Origin of the sequence: Pseudomonas sp. D3-10, assembly GCF_051132175.1 — a bacterium.
Taxonomy (GTDB): domain Bacteria; phylum Pseudomonadota; class Gammaproteobacteria; order Pseudomonadales; family Pseudomonadaceae; genus Aquipseudomonas.
In genome coordinates this window covers 1,348,790-1,363,073 of the sequence record NZ_CP071668.1, presented here as the reverse complement: position 1 = coordinate 1,363,073, position 14,284 = coordinate 1,348,790, and the positions used below count along the sequence as shown (strand labels likewise).

Genomic DNA, 14,284 nt, shown 5'->3' with positions numbered 1-14,284 from the left:
ATGGCGCCGGGTCAGCTTGCATCAATGTTGAAATGTCAGACCGCTATCGCGAGCAGGCTCGCTCCCACAGTGGATAGGGTTTCACTCTATCAATCGTCGCTGACGGTGATGTTCGGCATCACAGGCGACGCGGCTTCCTGCAATACGATCCGCGCGCCGACGTGGCGAGCCAGCTCTTGGTAGACCATGGCGATCTGGCTGTCCGGCTCGGCGATGACGGTTGGCTTGCCACCGTCTGCCTGCTCGCGGATCACCATCGACAACGGCAGCGAGGCCAGCAGTTCGACGCCGTACTGGGTTGCCAGTTTTTCCCCACCGCCTTCACCGAACAGATGCTCGGCGTGCCCGCAGTTCGAGCAAATGTGCACGGCCATGTTCTCCACCACGCCCAGCACTGGGATGTTCACCTTGCGGAACATCTCCACGCCTTTGCGCGCATCCAGCAAGGCCAAGTCCTGGGGCGTGGTGACGATCACCGCGCCGGCCACCGGGACTTTCTGTGCCAGGGTCAGCTGAATATCGCCGGTGCCTGGCGGCATGTCGATGACCAGGTAATCCAGGTCGCCCCAGGCGGTTTGCGTGACCAACTGCAACAAGGCGCCGGACACCATCGGCCCGCGCCAGACCATGGGGGTGTTGTCATCGGTCAGGAACGCCATGGACATGACTTCTACGCCGTGTGACTGGATCGGCACGAACCATTTCTGATCCTTTATCTGTGGGCGAGTACCCTCGGCGATGCCAAACATGATGCCCTGGCTCGGACCATAGATATCCGCATCGAGAATCCCGACCTTCGCACCTTCACGGGCAAGCGCCAGCGCCAGGTTGGCGGCAGTGGTGGACTTGCCCACGCCGCCCTTGCCCGAGGCGACCGCGATGACATTCTTGACGTTCGCAAGCCCAGGCACCTGGGCCTGGGCCTTGTGAGCGGCAATGACGCTGGTCACTTCGACCTTGGCGGCCGTGACACCGTCCAGGCCCTCGATGGCCATTTGCAGCATTTGCGCCCAACCCTTCTTGAACAGATCGGCGGCGTAGCCGATTTCCAGATGGACAGTGACGCGATCGCCCTGGATATCGAGGGCCCGCACGCATCCGGCGCTGACCGGGTCCTGGTTCAGGTAAGGGTCGGTGTACTGGCGAAGGACGGCTTCCACCGCTGCGCGATTGACGGCGCTCATGGGCAACTCCGATAGCAAGACTTGAAAACAGGCCGCTATCCTACGCCGCACATGCTTTTGTGGCGACCCGATTACCATTCGAACGCTGACCTTCTTTGGCGAGGGGATTTATCCCCTCGCCAAAGGTTGGGCCTGTGCTCTCCAGCAATGCATCTGGAAACAGGCCCGTGGGGTGAAATATATTTCCCGGCGCTTTATAGTGGCCGACCTCCGTTTCATCAAGTAGCCGAGCCCCATGTCCGAGCCACGCAAGATCCTCGTCACCAGCGCCCTGCCCTACGCCAATGGTTCGATCCACCTTGGCCACATGCTGGAATACATCCAGACCGATATGTGGACGCGCTTCCAGAAACATCGCGGCAACCAATGCATTTATGTCTGCGCCGACGACGCCCACGGCTCGGCCATCATGTTGCGCGCGGAAAAAGAAGGCATCACCCCGGAACAACTGATCGCCAACGTCCAGGCTGAACACAGCGCCGACTTTGCCGAGTTCCTGGTGGACTTCGACAACTTCCACTCCACCCACGCCGAAGAAAACCGTGAGCTGTCGAGCCAGATCTACCTGAAGCTGCGTGACGCCGGGCATATTTCCACCCGGTCGGTGACCCAATATTTCGACCCGGAAAAGAAAATGTTCCTGGCCGACCGCTTCATCAAGGGCACCTGCCCGAAATGCGGCACCGAGGACCAGTACGGCGACAACTGCGAAAAATGCGGCGCCACCTACGCCCCGACCGACCTGAAAGACCCGAAATCGGCGATTTCCGGTGCAACCCCGGTGCTCAGGGACTCCCAGCATTTCTTCTTCAAGCTGCCGGATTTCCAGCAGATGCTGCAGACCTGGACCCGCAGCGGCACGCTGCAGGACGCGGTTGCCAACAAGCTCGCCGAGTGGCTCGACTCGGGCCTGCAGGAGTGGGACATTTCCCGCGATGCGCCGTACTTCGGCTTCGAGATCCCTGGCGAGCCAGGCAAGTATTTCTATGTGTGGCTGGACGCGCCCATTGGCTACATGGCCAGTTTCAAGAACCTCTGCGACCGCACCCCAGGGCTGGACTTCGACGCCTTCTGGGCCAAGGATTCCACCGCCGAGGTGTATCACTTCATCGGCAAGGACATCGTCAACTTCCACGCGCTGTTCTGGCCCGCCATGCTCGAAGGCGCCGGTTTCCGCAAACCGACCGGCATCAACGTCCACGGCTACCTGACCGTCAACGGCCAGAAGATGTCCAAGTCCCGCGGCACGTTCATCAAGGCGCGGACCTACCTGGACCACCTGTCGCCGGAATACCTGCGTTACTACTACGCCGCCAAGCTCGGCCGTGGCGTCGACGACCTGGACCTGAATCTCGAAGACTTCGTGCAGAAGGTCAACTCCGACCTGGTGGGCAAGGTCGTCAACATTGCCAGCCGTTGCGCCGGTTTCATCCACAAAGGCAACGCTGGCGTGCTGGTTGCCGGTAACGCCGCGCCGGAACTGACCGACGCCTTCCTCGCCGCCGCGCCAAGCATCGCCGATGCCTATGAGAGCCGCGACTTTGCACGCGCCATGCGCGAGATCATGGCCCTGGCCGACCGCGCCAACGCGTGGATCGCCGACAAGGCACCCTGGTCGTTGGCCAAGCAGGACGGCAAGCAGGATGAAGTCCAGGCGATCTGCGCCCTGGGCATTAACCTGTTCCGCCAACTGGTGATTTTCCTCAAGCCGGTGCTGCCGCTGCTGGCCGCCGATGCCGAAGCGTTCCTCAACGTCGCGCCCCTGTCCTGGAACGATCACCAGACCCTGCTGAGCGATCATCAGTTGAACGAGTTCAAGCCGCTGATGACCCGCATCGACGCGACCAAGGTGCAAGCGATGATCGACGCCTCCAAGGAAGACCTGGCCGCCAGCCAGACCGACACCGGCGGCCCGAGCGGCAACGGCGAACTGGCCAAGGACCCGCTGTCGCCTGAAATCGACTTCGACGCCTTCGCGGCGATCGACCTGCGCGTGGCGCTGATCGTCAAGGCTGAAGCGGTCGAAGGGGCCGACAAGCTGTTGCGCCTGACCTTGGACATCGGTGACGAGCAGCGCAACGTGTTCTCCGGCATCAAGAGCGCCTACCCTGACCCAGCCAAGCTTGAAGGCCGGCTGACGATGATGATCGCCAACCTCAAGCCACGCAAAATGCGTTTCGGTATTTCCGAGGGCATGGTGATGGCGGCGGGCCCCGGCGGCGAAGAGATCTACCTGCTAAGCCCCGATAGCGGCGCCAAGCCGGGCCAGCGGATCAAGTAACGCAACTGCACGCGGCACCGATCCCACAGTCGCTAACGAGTGACTGTGGGATTTTCATATCTGGCTCGCCGTCACGGTGTGCCGGATAATGCCCATCCTGTCACAGGCCCTATCGCCCCATAGCCATGACCGAAATCCTCTTATCCCTGTTGAGCGCGGCCCTGATCAACAACCTGGTGTTGCATTGGCCGCTGGGCGTCGATCCGTTGCTGGCAGCCAAGGGTCGAAGCCAGGTGCATGCCCTGGGCCTGGCGACGGCGTGCCTGATGCTCTGTGTCGGGAGCGTGGGCTATCTGATCGACCAATGGTTGCTGGTCCCGGCCGGCCTGGCGTCAATGCGGCTCTTGCTATGGCTGCCCCTGAGTGTCTTGCTGATCAGGCCGGTGCTGGGGCTGCTGAGGCACTGGCTGCCCATGCTGCCGCTTGCTGGCTTGTGGCCGCTGCTACTCGGCAATGTCGGTATATTGGGCGTCACGCTGCTCAATAGCCGGGAGGCCACCGGCCTGGGCCACGCCATGTCCTTGAGCCTGGGTGGTGGACTGGGTTTCTGGCTGGTGTTGAGCCTGTTCGAAGACTTGCGACAGCGAATCCACGACAACGATATTCCCATGCCCTTGCGGGGGCTGCCGATCCAACTGATCAGCGCCGGCCTGATGGCAGTGGCGTTTCTCGGATTGCGCGGGCTGGTCAAGACATGAACCTGATTCAACACATCGATGCCCTGCTTCCGCAAACTCAATGCGGCAAGTGCGGTCACCCCGGGTGCAAGCCCTATGCCGAAGGGATCGCCCAGGGTGAGCCGATCAACAAATGTCCGCCTGGCGGACGGGAAACCATCGCAGCCTTGGCCGAACTGATGCGGGTGCCGGCCTTGGAGCTGGACGCCAGTCGCGGCGCGGCACCGGCGCAAATCGCGTTTATCCGGGAAGCCGAATGCATCGGCTGCACCAAGTGCATCCAGGCCTGCCCGGTGGATGCGATTGTCGGCGCGGCAAAGCTGATGCACACCGTTCTCATCGACGAATGCACCGGCTGTGATCTTTGCGTGGCGCCTTGCCCGGTGGATTGCATCGAGATGCGGCCATTGCCGGTGGCGACGGTAACGCCGATCGTGGGAGGACTCGCCTCCAGCGACGAGGAGCGGCAAGCGCGAGCCGCCAAGCGCAATCACGCTCGTCAGCGTTTCGAGCAACGCAACGCGCGCTTGCGTCGTGAAGATGAGGCGCGCCAAGCCGAGCGCCTGGCCAGAATCCAGCGGAACGCCCAACCGGCCCGGGCGCAGCCACTCGATCCCGTGCAGGCAGCATTGGAGCGAGTGCGCGCGCAGAAAGCCGCCACCGCGGATGCCGCCCTGAAGAAAGCCAAGGTCGATTTGGCCATGAGTCGGGCACAGTTGCACAAGTCCTTGAGAGCGTTCGGCCATCCGCCGACCTACGAGCAACAGTCACGGCTGATCGTGCTGCAACGCCAGTTCGAAGCGGCAGAACAGGCATTGGCCCAACTGGAAAGCGCTGCGTCGCCCGCCACGCCGGCACCGGCACCGGTACCGGCAAATGACGCCGAACTGAAGCGGGCCAAGATTCAGCTGGCGATGCGTCGCGCCGAACTCAGCAAGGCCCGGGCGGCCGCTGCCTCTGCGGAGCAGCTTCAAGCATTGGAGCAAGCCGTCAAGGACGCCGAGCGGCAGGTGGATGTCCATGCCGCTCGCTGATCCGCTGGACGAACGGCTGCGCCAGGCGATGCGGCGTGTACTGCTGGCGACGTTGCCCGGCGTACTGGCCTCGATGTGGTTCTTTGGTTGGGGTGTGTTGCTGAACCTGTTGTTGTCCGGGCTGACCGCGCTGGCGGTCGAGGCGCTGATATTGCGTTTGCGGCGACGACCCATCAAGCCAGACCTGGGCGACGGCAGCGCATTGGTCAGTGCCACCTTGCTGGCCCTGGCCTTGCCAGCGTATTGCCCTTGGTGGCTGACCGTCACGGCGGTCGCCTGCGCCTTGTTGTTTGGCAAGCACCTTTGGGGTGGGGTCGGCAGCAATCCGTTCAATCCAGCAATGCTCGGGTATGCCCTGGTATTGATGGCGTTCCCCCAATACATGAGCCAATGGCCAACGACCCATGGCCTGGGCCCGATGGACGGTTTGCGCCTGGTCGCCGACATGGGCCAGCCCCCCGATGGCTGGGCCGGCGCCACCGCGTTGGACAGTTTGCGGGTCAACACCAGCCTGACCATCGACGAGCTGTTTGCCAGCGACCCGGCGTTCGGCCGCTGGGGCGGACACGGTGTGGAGTGGATCAACCTGGGGTTCCTTGCCGGCGGCCTGTTCCTGCTGCAACAACGGATTTTCACGTGGCACGCCCCAGTGGGCATGCTGGCCAGTCTGTTCACCGTCAGCCTGTTGTTCTGGAACGGTTCGGGCTCGGATTCCCACGGTTCGCCACTGTTTCATCTGCTGACCGGCGCAACCATGCTCGGCGCGTTTTTCATCGTGACCGAACCCGTGTCGGGCGCCAAAGCCCCGTTTGCCCGACTGTTGTTCGGCGTAGGCGCGGGGGTGCTGGTCTACGTGATCCGCACCTGGGGTGGGTTGCCGGACGGCATAGCGTTTGCGGTGTTGTTGATGAATCTCGGCGTGCCGGCCCTGGAGCGCTTCGTCGAGGCACGACAAAGGCGCCCGCTGACATGAAAAAAATCGCCGGCGTTGCGATCCTTGTGTCGCTTGGCGGCCTTGCCATCGGCGCCACGTACCTGGTGCAAACCGGTACCGCGGGGCGCATCGAGGCGCAGCGCCAAGCCATCGCCAACCGGACCTTGCTCGACATACTGCCGCCCGACCGTTACGACAATCAGCCGATGGCGCAACCGCTCATCGCGGCTCCGGTGGCGCTGCCCCGCAGCACATTGCTGGGCGCTTACCTGGCAACTCGCGACGCAGTGCCCAGCGCCGTGTTGCTAAGCAGCCAGGTACAGGGCTACGAGGGCAGCATCGAGCTACTGATCGCCGTGGATACGACAGGACGCGTGTTGGGCGTAAAAACCCTGCGCCAGTCGGAAACTCCCGGCCTCGGCGCGGCGATAGCCGGCTGGCCGAATGCCTGGCTGCAAACCTTCGAGGGCAAGTCGAGCCAGGTGCCCGCCGATGAGAGTTGGGCGTTGAAAAAGGATCACGGCCAGTTCGACCAGTTGGCTGGCGCGACGGTCACATCCAGGGCGGTGCTCCAGGCTGTCCACGATGCGTTGCGTTACTTCGACGGGCATAAGACGCAGCTGACGGGAGCGATCAGTCATGAATAACTCCGTACCCTGGTCCCGCGGCCTCGTGCTCGTTCCTCTGGTGGGAGCCAGCGACTCGCTGGTGAATGCGCTGGTCCTGTGGCTCGCCTGGGTCTTGATCAGCCTCGCCCACGGCTCGACACTGGCATTGCTGGGGCCGCGCCTCACGGACCGCCAGCGACTCATCGCATCCTGCGTCGTGGCCGCCGCCATGACCGCCTGCGCCGACCTCCTCGTCCAGGCCTGGATGTTGGAGCGCCATGGCGCGCTGAGCATGTACACCGCATGGATCGCACTGAGCTGCGTGACCCTGGAACAATCCGCTGTCGTCGAGCGCCGCTGGATTGCTCACCTCAGGTTGGCGGCGCAGTTCGGCCTCTTGATCGTCAGCCTGGGCGCTTTGCGCGAGCTGATCGGCAGAGGCGTGCCAATGGCCCTGCTCGCTCCCGGCGGATTCATTCTGCTCGGTCTGCTGCTCGCCGCCTATCAAGCCTGGACAGGCACCAAACCCCGTTCGACCCAAGAGGAAACGCCGCGCCCATGAACGCCGCAAAACGTCTGGAAATCTTTCGTCGTTTTCATGAAGACAACCCCGAGCCAAAGACCGAACTGGCCTACTCTTCCCCTTTCGAGTTGCTGATCGCGGTGATTCTATCGGCCCAATCCACCGACGTCGGTGTCAACAAAGCCACGGCCAAGCTTTTTCCCGTAGCCAATACACCGCAGGCGATCCTTGCCTTGGGCGTCGAAGGGCTGTCCGAGTACATCAAGACGATCGGGCTTTTCAACAGCAAGGCGAAAAACGTGATCGAGACCTGTCGCCTGCTGATCGAGCGTCACGGCGGTGAGATTCCCCAGTCCCGCGAAGCGCTGGAAGCTCTTCCAGGTGTCGGTCGCAAGACCGCCAATGTGGTTCTCAATACCGCATTCCGTCAGTTGACGATGGCCGTCGACACCCACATTTTCCGCGTCAGTAACCGGACTGGGCTGGCGCCGGGCAAGAACGTGGTGGAAGTGGAAAAGAAGCTCATGAAATTCGTCCCCAAGGATTACCTTCTGGATTCACACCACTGGCTGATCCTGCATGGGCGTTACGTCTGCCTGGCCCGCAAGCCCCGTTGCGGGAGCTGCCGGATCGAAGACCTATGTGAATATAAGCACAAGACATCGGACGATTGATGCGCTATTGCTTTTACGCATCCGCCGATTGAAAAAATCTTTTTTACCCGCCGGTTGTTTATCGATATAAGGAGCGCCAATGGCAGTCTTAGCCTGGAGTCGACCCCATGAGTACTGGCAAAGAACAACTGGATGTAGTGGAAGACGATTTCGTCGCCGTTGAAGGTGACGATGCGGAACCTGTTGTCGTGGAAGTGGCAAAAACCAACCTGAGTAAACGCCGCACCATCGACAACCTGTTGGAAGAGCGTCGTCTCCAAAAGCAACTCGCCGATTACGATTTTGATCTCTGACACGTAAAAGCCTCCCAGATGGAGGCTTTTTACTGTACGCGTGCCCGATTCAGACCAGTCCATTTCGTTGTGCCAGTTCAATCAGGTCCACCAGCGAACGGGCATTGAGCTTCAACAACAAGCGGGTTTTGTAGGTGCTGACGGTCTTGTTGCTCAGGAACATCCCATCCGCGATCTCTTTGTTGGTCTTACCGCGAGCCAGTTGCTGCAGCACCATCATCTCTCGCCCGGACAAACGTTCCACCATATCCGACTCGCTGGCATTGCCAAGGCTTGAACGCACCGTGTGCAATGCCTGGTTGGGAAAATAGCTATAGCCCGACAGCACCGCTTTTATCGCACTCAACAGTTCGGTCAGGTCCTGCTGTTTGCATACATAGCCGGCGGCCCCCGTTTGCATGCAGCGCATCGAAAAATGTCCAGGGGCCTGGGAAGTCAGCACCAGCACTTTCAATGGCGAAGGATTGATGGTCAGGCGAGCGATAACCTCCAATCCATCCAACTTCGGAATTCCAATATCCAGAATAACGATGTCGGGCATTTGTTCCCGGGCAATCTGCAATGCATCGACGCCGTTATCCGTTTCGGCAATAACTTCATATCCATGACGCTCCATCAGCAAACGTACAGCAAGACGAATGACGGGATGATCATCCACGATCAGCACTTTATTCATGGGCAAATCCAACTTCGCTGTTCGAATTTTTAGAGCACGCACAATAGCCTAGTCATTTCTTCCTTGGCATGTCGTCCCCCCCTTACCGCTCGCAGCGAAAGACGCAACCTACAAGCAACGCAGAAAAATCCTACAAATAACCTTCGAAATAATGTGCCATGAATTTTCCCGAGGGGTGCGAACGGCAATTCTCACGCGTCGAACACCCTATGAATAATGCGCCTTCTCGTCAAAAACCTGATTACCTGCCACCCAGGGAAAAGCATTTCCCTCATAAAAAGTTAACGATTTATTTATAGACAAACCGCAAAAGTTTAGCTCGGAAGATTCAGTTTTCTGTATAAAAAAGACTCCACTTACCAGCACACGAAAGAGAACGCTGCCTGATCGCAGGGTTATTCTAGCGGCCCGGCAATTTCATTTATTCGATCAACTCAAACAATCGAGCACACTATTACTTATGAGCACCCACCATGAAAAGATCATTAAGAACCATCGCCAACCCCCTGACACTGATCGCTGTATTCGCAACGATCTCCGAAACTTCCGCAGCTATTTCCTTGCCGTTTCTGGATGATGAAGAGCGAGAGTACTATGTATGGTTCCTCATCAGCTTCCCGTTTTACCTGTTATTTCTTTTCTTTATCACACTCAACTTCAACTACCGTTCCTTGTACTCGCCCTCGGATTTCCACAAGACCAAGCACTTCATAAGGGGTGCGGCTGAGTCATCCTGTCGGCGTAGACGTAGATCACTTCAAGGACGCAAGGCTGATTTCCTGTCGCAGTCTTATCGATGGAATAAGTGCACGGCTCTGGACGATGCGTTCAAGCACACTTCATCCCACCCGTCGGTCGACATGTATTGGGCTAAGGACTCGGGACGGCGTCTTGAGGGCAAAACCATCATCGTCTTCGTTGTTTACAACGGGAACGGCGCAGGGACACTGCCGGATAAACAGGCGGGGTGAGCCATAAGGGAAACGGCTGCAGCGACACACGGGATGGGGAAATAACAGAAAACGGCCTGCCATGCGGCAGGCCGTTTTCGGATTGCATCAGAACAGCTTGCGACCCTTGTTCGCCGCGATGCGCATGCGCAGGGCGTTGAGCTTGATGAAGCCGGCCGCGTCGGCCTGGTTGTAGGCACCACCGTCTTCTTCAAAAGTGGCGATGTTGGCATCGAACAGCGAGTCGTCGGACTTGCGCCCGGTCACGATCACGTTGCCCTTGTACAGCTTCAGGCGCACGACACCGTTCACATTGACCTGGGAGGCATCGATCATCTGTTGCAGCATCAGACGCTCAGGGCTCCACCAGTAGCCGGTGTAGATGAGGCTGGCGTACTTGGGCATCAACTCATCCTTCAAGTGAGCCACTTCGCGATCCAGGGTGATCGATTCGATCGCCCGGTGGGCGCGCAGCATGATGGTGCCGCCTGGGGTTTCGTAGCAACCACGGGACTTCATACCGACATAGCGGTTCTCGACGATGTCGAGGCGACCGATGCCGTGTTCGCCACCGATGCGGTTCAGGGTCGCCAGCACAGTGGCCGGGCTCATTTCCACGCCATCGAGCGCAACGATGTCGCCATTGCGATAGGTCAGTTCCAGGTATTGCGGGGTATCGGGAGCCTTCTCGGGGGAGACGGTCCAACGCCACATGTCTTCTTCGTGCTCGGTCCAGGTGTCTTCCAGCACGCCGCCTTCATAGGAGATGTGCAACAGGTTGGCATCCATCGAGTACGGAGATTTTTTCTTGCCATGACGCTCGATCGGGATCGCGTGCTTCTCGGCGTAGTCCATCAGCTTTTCACGGGACAGCAAGTCCCACTCGCGCCATGGAGCAATGACCTTCACGCCCGGCTTGAGGGCATAGGCACCCAGCTCGAAACGTACCTGGTCGTTGCCCTTGCCGGTCGCCCCATGGGAAATGGCATCGGCACCGGTTTCGTTGGCGATTTCGATCAAGCGCTTGGCAATCAGCGGACGGGCGATGGACGTGCCCAGCAGGTATTCGCCTTCGTAAACAGTGTTGGCGCGGAACATCGGGAAGACGAAGTCGCGGACGAATTCTTCGCGCAGGTCATCGATATAGATCTCTTTGACGCCCATGGCCTGGGCCTTGGCGCGTGCAGGCTCGACTTCCTCGCCCTGTCCCAGGTCAGCGGTGAAGGTCACCACTTCGCAGTTATATGTGTCCTGCAGCCACTTGAGGATCACCGAAGTGTCCAGGCCGCCGGAATACGCCAGAACGACCTTGTTTACGTCCGCCATGCCATCACTCCACGGGTTGTACGGAAAGCCGGCAAGTCTAACGTCCACCGCGGATAATTTACAGAGGCGCGACAGCTTATGACGACGAAGCGACAGATTATGTCAGCTGCGCGACGATCAAGGCGCGATCAGGAAGTGCGCGCAGTAGCCGCAGCAGGCGTAGCCGCCTTGGCCGGGGCCACCGGCGTCGCCGGCTTGCCCGGCGCGGCAGCGGGCGCCATGGCAGGCACCGCAGGCGTTGTCGCAGGGGTTGGCGGCTGTGGGGCCGAGGCCGGTGCGGCGCCCCGCTCCAGTTTTACCAGCACACGACGGTTCTTGGCCCGATTGGCGGCGTTGGTATTGGGCACCAGCGGATAACGCTCGCCATGGAAGCGAACGGTGAACTGAGACTCCTGGAAGCCGTTGGCCTTGAAGAAGTCCTGGACGGCCAGGGCCCGGCGGCGCGACAGCTCGCGGTTGGTCAGGCGGTTGCCACTGTTGTCGGAGTGGCCGTCGAGTTCGACATGATTGACGCTCGGGTCAGCCTTGATGAAGTCGAGCATGACCTGCAACTGAGCCTTGGCCTGGGCGTCGAGCTCGATGCCTTCGCCGGGAAAACCGATCTGGGTTTGCTTGATCTGTTCGAAGTTCTTCGGCAACAGCTTCGCGACACAGCCCTGGTAATCGTTGAACGCCTTGTTGAAGCGCACGGGCAACAACCGGACTTCCGACACCCGCCCATCGTCGGTGTTACGCCGCACCACGGGGCTGCGACCTTCCATCAGCCCGCTGATCAAGCGGCCCGCCTGCACCTGGGAGCTGTTGAACAGCACATCGCCGCTACCGATCCTGACCGAGCCCAGGTTGATATCGCCTCGTCCTGGCTGCCAGGGCGCCGCCGCCGCCAGCAACGTCGCGGAGCCGCCACCGAGCATCGGGTTATAGGCCTTGAGCCGGAACGTGGCCTGCTCGCCCGCCTTGCGCACGAATTCGCCGCTGCCAAAATCGGTGATCGGCTGACTCAGCCGACACTCGAACTTATCGCCTTCGACCGTCCACTCAATGCTCTCCAGACGGGTCTGGAAAGTGAGCGCCATCGCAGGAAGGCTGGCAAACACACTGAGCAAGGCTAGATAACGCTGGCGCACGGGAGGCTCCACTGGCTTTTATACGGAAATCGAAAAACGCTGGGCATGCCGCTTGGCCTAGACACTGCACGCAATCGTGGCACACCTGAAGGGGCTATCGGTAACTTGCGGCAAAACTTGATAGCGGGTGCCCGGATCGGTCTTTTCCGGTAGCATTCGCCAGAGATTTACCCGCCTGGAAGCCCCCCATGTCCGACCGCCTGACCCTGCTGCGTCCCGACGACTGGCATATTCATCTTCGCGATGGTGCTGTGTTGACCCATACCGTCGCCGATGTCGCGCGCACTTTTGGCCGCGCCATCATCATGCCTAACCTGGTTCCGCCCGTGCGTAACGCTGCCGAGGCCGATGGCTATCGCCAGCGCATCCTGGCTGCACGCCCGGCTGGCAGCCGCTTCGAACCGCTGATGGTGCTTTACCTCACCGACCGCACCCAGCCCGAAGAAATACGCGAGGCCAAGGCCAGTGGTTTCGTCCACGCGGCCAAGTTGTACCCCGCTGGCGCCACCACCAACTCGGATTCCGGTGTCACCAGCATCGACAAGATCTTCCCTGCGCTGGAGGTCATGGCCGAAGTCGGCATGCCATTGTTGATCCATGGCGAGGTCACCCGGGGCGACGTCGATGTGTTCGACCGCGAGAAGATCTTCATCGACGAGCACATGCGTCGCGTCGTCGAACGCTTCCCGACGCTAAAGGTGGTGTTCGAGCACATTACCACCGGCGATGCCGTGCAATTCGTCAACGAGGCCTCGGCCAACGTCGGCGCGACCATTACCGCACACCACCTGCTGTACAACCGCAACCACATGCTGGTGGGCGGGATCCGGCCGCATTTCTACTGCCTGCCGATCCTCAAGCGCAACACCCATCAGGAAGCCTTGCTGGACGCCGCCACCAGCGGCAGCGCCAAGTTCTTCCTGGGCACCGACTCGGCGCCCCACGCCCGTCACGCCAAGGAAGCCGCCTGCGGTTGCGCCGGCTGTTACACCGCCTACGCCGCCATCGAGATGTATGCCGAGGCATTCGAGCAGCGCAACGCCCTGGACAAGCTCGAAGGTTTCGCCAGCCTGCATGGCCCACGCTTCTATGGCCTGCCGGTGAACACCGATCGTATTACCCTGGTTCGCGATGAGTGGACCGCCCCTGCCAGCCTGCCGTTTGGCGAGCAGACTGTCATCCCGCTGCGCGCCGGTGAAAAACTGCGCTGGCGCCTGCTGGAGGAAAACGCGTGAGTGAAGATCATTTCGATGACGAACTGGACGGCAACGGCGGCTCAGGCGGCCCGCGCCATCCAATGGCGGCTCGCTTCCGGGGTTATCTGCCGGTCGTGGTCGATGTAGAAACCGGCGGTTTCAACTCGGCCACCGATGCGCTGCTGGAAATCGCCGCGACGACCATCGGCATGGACGAGAAAGGCTTCGTCTTCCCCGACCACACCTATTTCTTCCGGGTCGAACCGTTCGAAGGCGCCAACATCGAAGCGGCTGCCCTGGAGTTCACCGGGATCAAGCTCGATCATCCGCTGCGCATGGCCGTCAGCGAAGAAACCGCGCTGACCGACATCTTCCGTGGTGTGCGCAAGGCGCTGAAGGCCAACGGTTGCAAGCGAGCGATCCTGGTTGGCCACAACAGCAGCTTCGACCTGGGCTTCCTCAATGCCGCCGTGGCGCGCCTGGACATGAAGCGCAACCCTTTCCATCCGTTCTCCAGCTTCGACACGGCCACCCTTGCAGGCCTGGCGTATGGCCAGACCGTGTTGGCCAAGGCGTGCCAGGCAGCCGACATCGATTTCGATGGCCGTGAAGCCCATTCGGCCCGCTACGACACCGAGAAAACCGCCGAGCTGTTTTGCGGCATCGTCAACCGGTGGAAGGAAATGGGTGGCTGGCAGGATTTCGACGACTGACATCAGCCTGGCTCTTTGTGGCGAGGGATCTGTGCTGCGCCAAGAAACGTCCATAAAAAAACCGGCCCATCGAGGGCCGGTTTTTTTA

Annotated in this window: 15 protein-coding genes; 11 read left to right on the top strand and 4 right to left on the bottom strand. The window is 60.5% G+C overall.

The genetic code is table 11. The features are described from left to right. Positions 1–89 precede the first annotated feature (89 nt). Positions 90–1,184: an iron-sulfur cluster carrier protein ApbC gene (gene apbC, locus J3P90_RS05950; RefSeq protein ID WP_420765211.1), complete on the bottom strand. Its 1,095-nt coding sequence runs from the start codon at positions 1,182–1,184 to the stop codon at positions 90–92. 235 nt (positions 1,185–1,419) lie between these two features. Between apbC and metG the strand changes: the two genes are divergently transcribed. The 8 genes from metG to J3P90_RS05910 all read left to right on the top strand — a co-directional run bounded on the left by metG (position 1,420) and on the right by J3P90_RS05910 (position 8,208). Then, positions 1,420–3,465, top strand: coding sequence for a methionine--tRNA ligase (gene metG / locus J3P90_RS05945; RefSeq protein ID WP_420765212.1), 2,046 nt, complete (start codon positions 1,420–1,422; stop codon positions 3,463–3,465). Positions 3,466–3,590: 125 nt separating this feature from the next. Next, positions 3,591–4,163 carry an Rnf-Nqr domain containing protein gene (locus J3P90_RS05940; RefSeq protein ID WP_434675973.1) on the top strand — a complete coding sequence of 191 codons (573 nt, stop codon included), beginning with the start codon at positions 3,591–3,593 and terminating at the stop codon, positions 4,161–4,163. After that, entirely contained in the window at positions 4,160–5,176 is a 1,017-nt protein-coding gene (gene rsxB, locus J3P90_RS05935) for an electron transport complex subunit RsxB (RefSeq protein WP_434675972.1), read from the top strand. Before J3P90_RS05940 ends, rsxB begins: the two co-directional genes overlap by 4 nt. Continuing rightward, complete coding sequence (locus tag J3P90_RS05930) at positions 5,163–6,149, top strand: RnfABCDGE type electron transport complex subunit D (protein ID WP_434675971.1); 987 nt, start codon at positions 5,163–5,165, stop codon at positions 6,147–6,149. Before rsxB ends, J3P90_RS05930 begins: the two co-directional genes overlap by 14 nt. Next, positions 6,146–6,757, top strand: coding sequence for an RnfABCDGE type electron transport complex subunit G (locus J3P90_RS05925; protein ID WP_434675970.1), 612 nt, complete (start codon positions 6,146–6,148; stop codon positions 6,755–6,757). Before J3P90_RS05930 ends, J3P90_RS05925 begins: the two co-directional genes overlap by 4 nt. Further along, entirely contained in the window at positions 6,750–7,280 is a 531-nt protein-coding gene (locus tag J3P90_RS05920) for an Rnf-Nqr domain containing protein (protein WP_434675969.1), read from the top strand. The genes J3P90_RS05925 and J3P90_RS05920 overlap by 8 nt, the downstream gene beginning before the upstream one ends. Beyond that, entirely contained in the window at positions 7,277–7,915 is a 639-nt protein-coding gene (nth, locus tag J3P90_RS05915) for an endonuclease III (protein ID WP_420765218.1), read from the top strand. Before J3P90_RS05920 ends, nth begins: the two co-directional genes overlap by 4 nt. A 107-nt stretch (positions 7,916–8,022) precedes the next feature. Continuing rightward, positions 8,023–8,208, top strand: coding sequence for a PA3496 family putative envelope integrity protein (locus J3P90_RS05910; protein WP_420765219.1), 186 nt, complete (start codon positions 8,023–8,025; stop codon positions 8,206–8,208). Between the two features lie 49 nt (positions 8,209–8,257). Here the strand turns inward: J3P90_RS05910 and J3P90_RS05905 are convergent, their stop codons facing one another. Continuing rightward, positions 8,258–8,884 carry a response regulator gene (locus J3P90_RS05905; RefSeq protein ID WP_420765220.1) on the bottom strand — a complete coding sequence of 209 codons (627 nt, stop codon included), beginning with the start codon at positions 8,882–8,884 and terminating at the stop codon, positions 8,258–8,260. 473 nt (positions 8,885–9,357) lie between these two features. On the opposite strand from J3P90_RS05905, the gene J3P90_RS05900 reads away from it, so the two are divergent. Beyond that, positions 9,358–9,855, top strand: coding sequence for a hypothetical protein (locus tag J3P90_RS05900; protein ID WP_434675968.1), 498 nt, complete (start codon positions 9,358–9,360; stop codon positions 9,853–9,855). 87 nt (positions 9,856–9,942) lie between these two features. On the opposite strand, the gene J3P90_RS05895 is transcribed toward J3P90_RS05900, so the two are convergent. Together J3P90_RS05895 and J3P90_RS05890 are read right to left on the bottom strand one after the other, a co-directional pair. Continuing rightward, positions 9,943–11,160, bottom strand: a complete 1,218-nt coding sequence (locus J3P90_RS05895) for an argininosuccinate synthase (RefSeq protein WP_024779511.1) — start codon at positions 11,158–11,160, stop codon at positions 9,943–9,945. Between the two features lie 128 nt (positions 11,161–11,288). Then, positions 11,289–12,287 (bottom strand): flagellar protein MotY, encoded by a 999-nt coding sequence (locus J3P90_RS05890; RefSeq protein ID WP_434675967.1) that lies wholly within the window; start codon positions 12,285–12,287, stop codon positions 11,289–11,291. Positions 12,288–12,475: 188 nt separating this feature from the next. On the opposite strand from J3P90_RS05890, the gene pyrC reads away from it, so the two are divergent. Together pyrC and rnt are read left to right on the top strand one after the other, a co-directional pair. Next, entirely contained in the window at positions 12,476–13,522 is a 1,047-nt protein-coding gene (pyrC, locus tag J3P90_RS05885; RefSeq protein WP_420765223.1) for a dihydroorotase, read from the top strand. After that, positions 13,519–14,196: a ribonuclease T gene (gene rnt, locus J3P90_RS05880; RefSeq protein ID WP_420765224.1), complete on the top strand. Its 678-nt coding sequence runs from the start codon at positions 13,519–13,521 to the stop codon at positions 14,194–14,196. The genes pyrC and rnt overlap by 4 nt, the downstream gene beginning before the upstream one ends. Positions 14,197–14,284: the final 88 nt, after the last annotated feature.

Bases quoted from the DNA above. Each gene is read 5' to 3' on its own strand.
- J3P90_RS05930 (WP_434675971.1), top strand. From the start codon at position 5,163: ATGCCGCTCGCTGATCCGCTGGACGAACGGCTGCGCCAGGCGATGCGG.
- metG (WP_420765212.1), top strand. From the start codon at position 1,420: ATGTCCGAGCCACGCAAGATCCTCGTCACCAGCGCCCTGCCCTACGCC.
- J3P90_RS05910 (WP_420765219.1), top strand. From the start codon at position 8,023: ATGAGTACTGGCAAAGAACAACTGGATGTAGTGGAAGACGATTTCGTC.
- J3P90_RS05920 (WP_434675969.1), top strand. From the start codon at position 6,750: ATGAATAACTCCGTACCCTGGTCCCGCGGCCTCGTGCTCGTTCCTCTG.
- pyrC (WP_420765223.1), top strand. From the start codon at position 12,476: ATGTCCGACCGCCTGACCCTGCTGCGTCCCGACGACTGGCATATTCAT.
- J3P90_RS05900 (WP_434675968.1), top strand. From the start codon at position 9,358: ATGAAAAGATCATTAAGAACCATCGCCAACCCCCTGACACTGATCGCT.
- apbC (WP_420765211.1), bottom strand. From the start codon at position 1,184: ATGAGCGCCGTCAATCGCGCAGCGGTGGAAGCCGTCCTTCGCCAGTAC.
- rsxB (WP_434675972.1), top strand. From the start codon at position 4,160: ATGAACCTGATTCAACACATCGATGCCCTGCTTCCGCAAACTCAATGC.
- J3P90_RS05905 (WP_420765220.1), bottom strand. From the start codon at position 8,884: ATGAATAAAGTGCTGATCGTGGATGATCATCCCGTCATTCGTCTTGCT.
- nth (WP_420765218.1), top strand. From the start codon at position 7,277: ATGAACGCCGCAAAACGTCTGGAAATCTTTCGTCGTTTTCATGAAGAC.
- J3P90_RS05925 (WP_434675970.1), top strand. From the start codon at position 6,146: ATGAAAAAAATCGCCGGCGTTGCGATCCTTGTGTCGCTTGGCGGCCTT.
- J3P90_RS05895 (WP_024779511.1), bottom strand. From the start codon at position 11,160: ATGGCGGACGTAAACAAGGTCGTTCTGGCGTATTCCGGCGGCCTGGAC.
- J3P90_RS05940 (WP_434675973.1), top strand. From the start codon at position 3,591: ATGACCGAAATCCTCTTATCCCTGTTGAGCGCGGCCCTGATCAACAAC.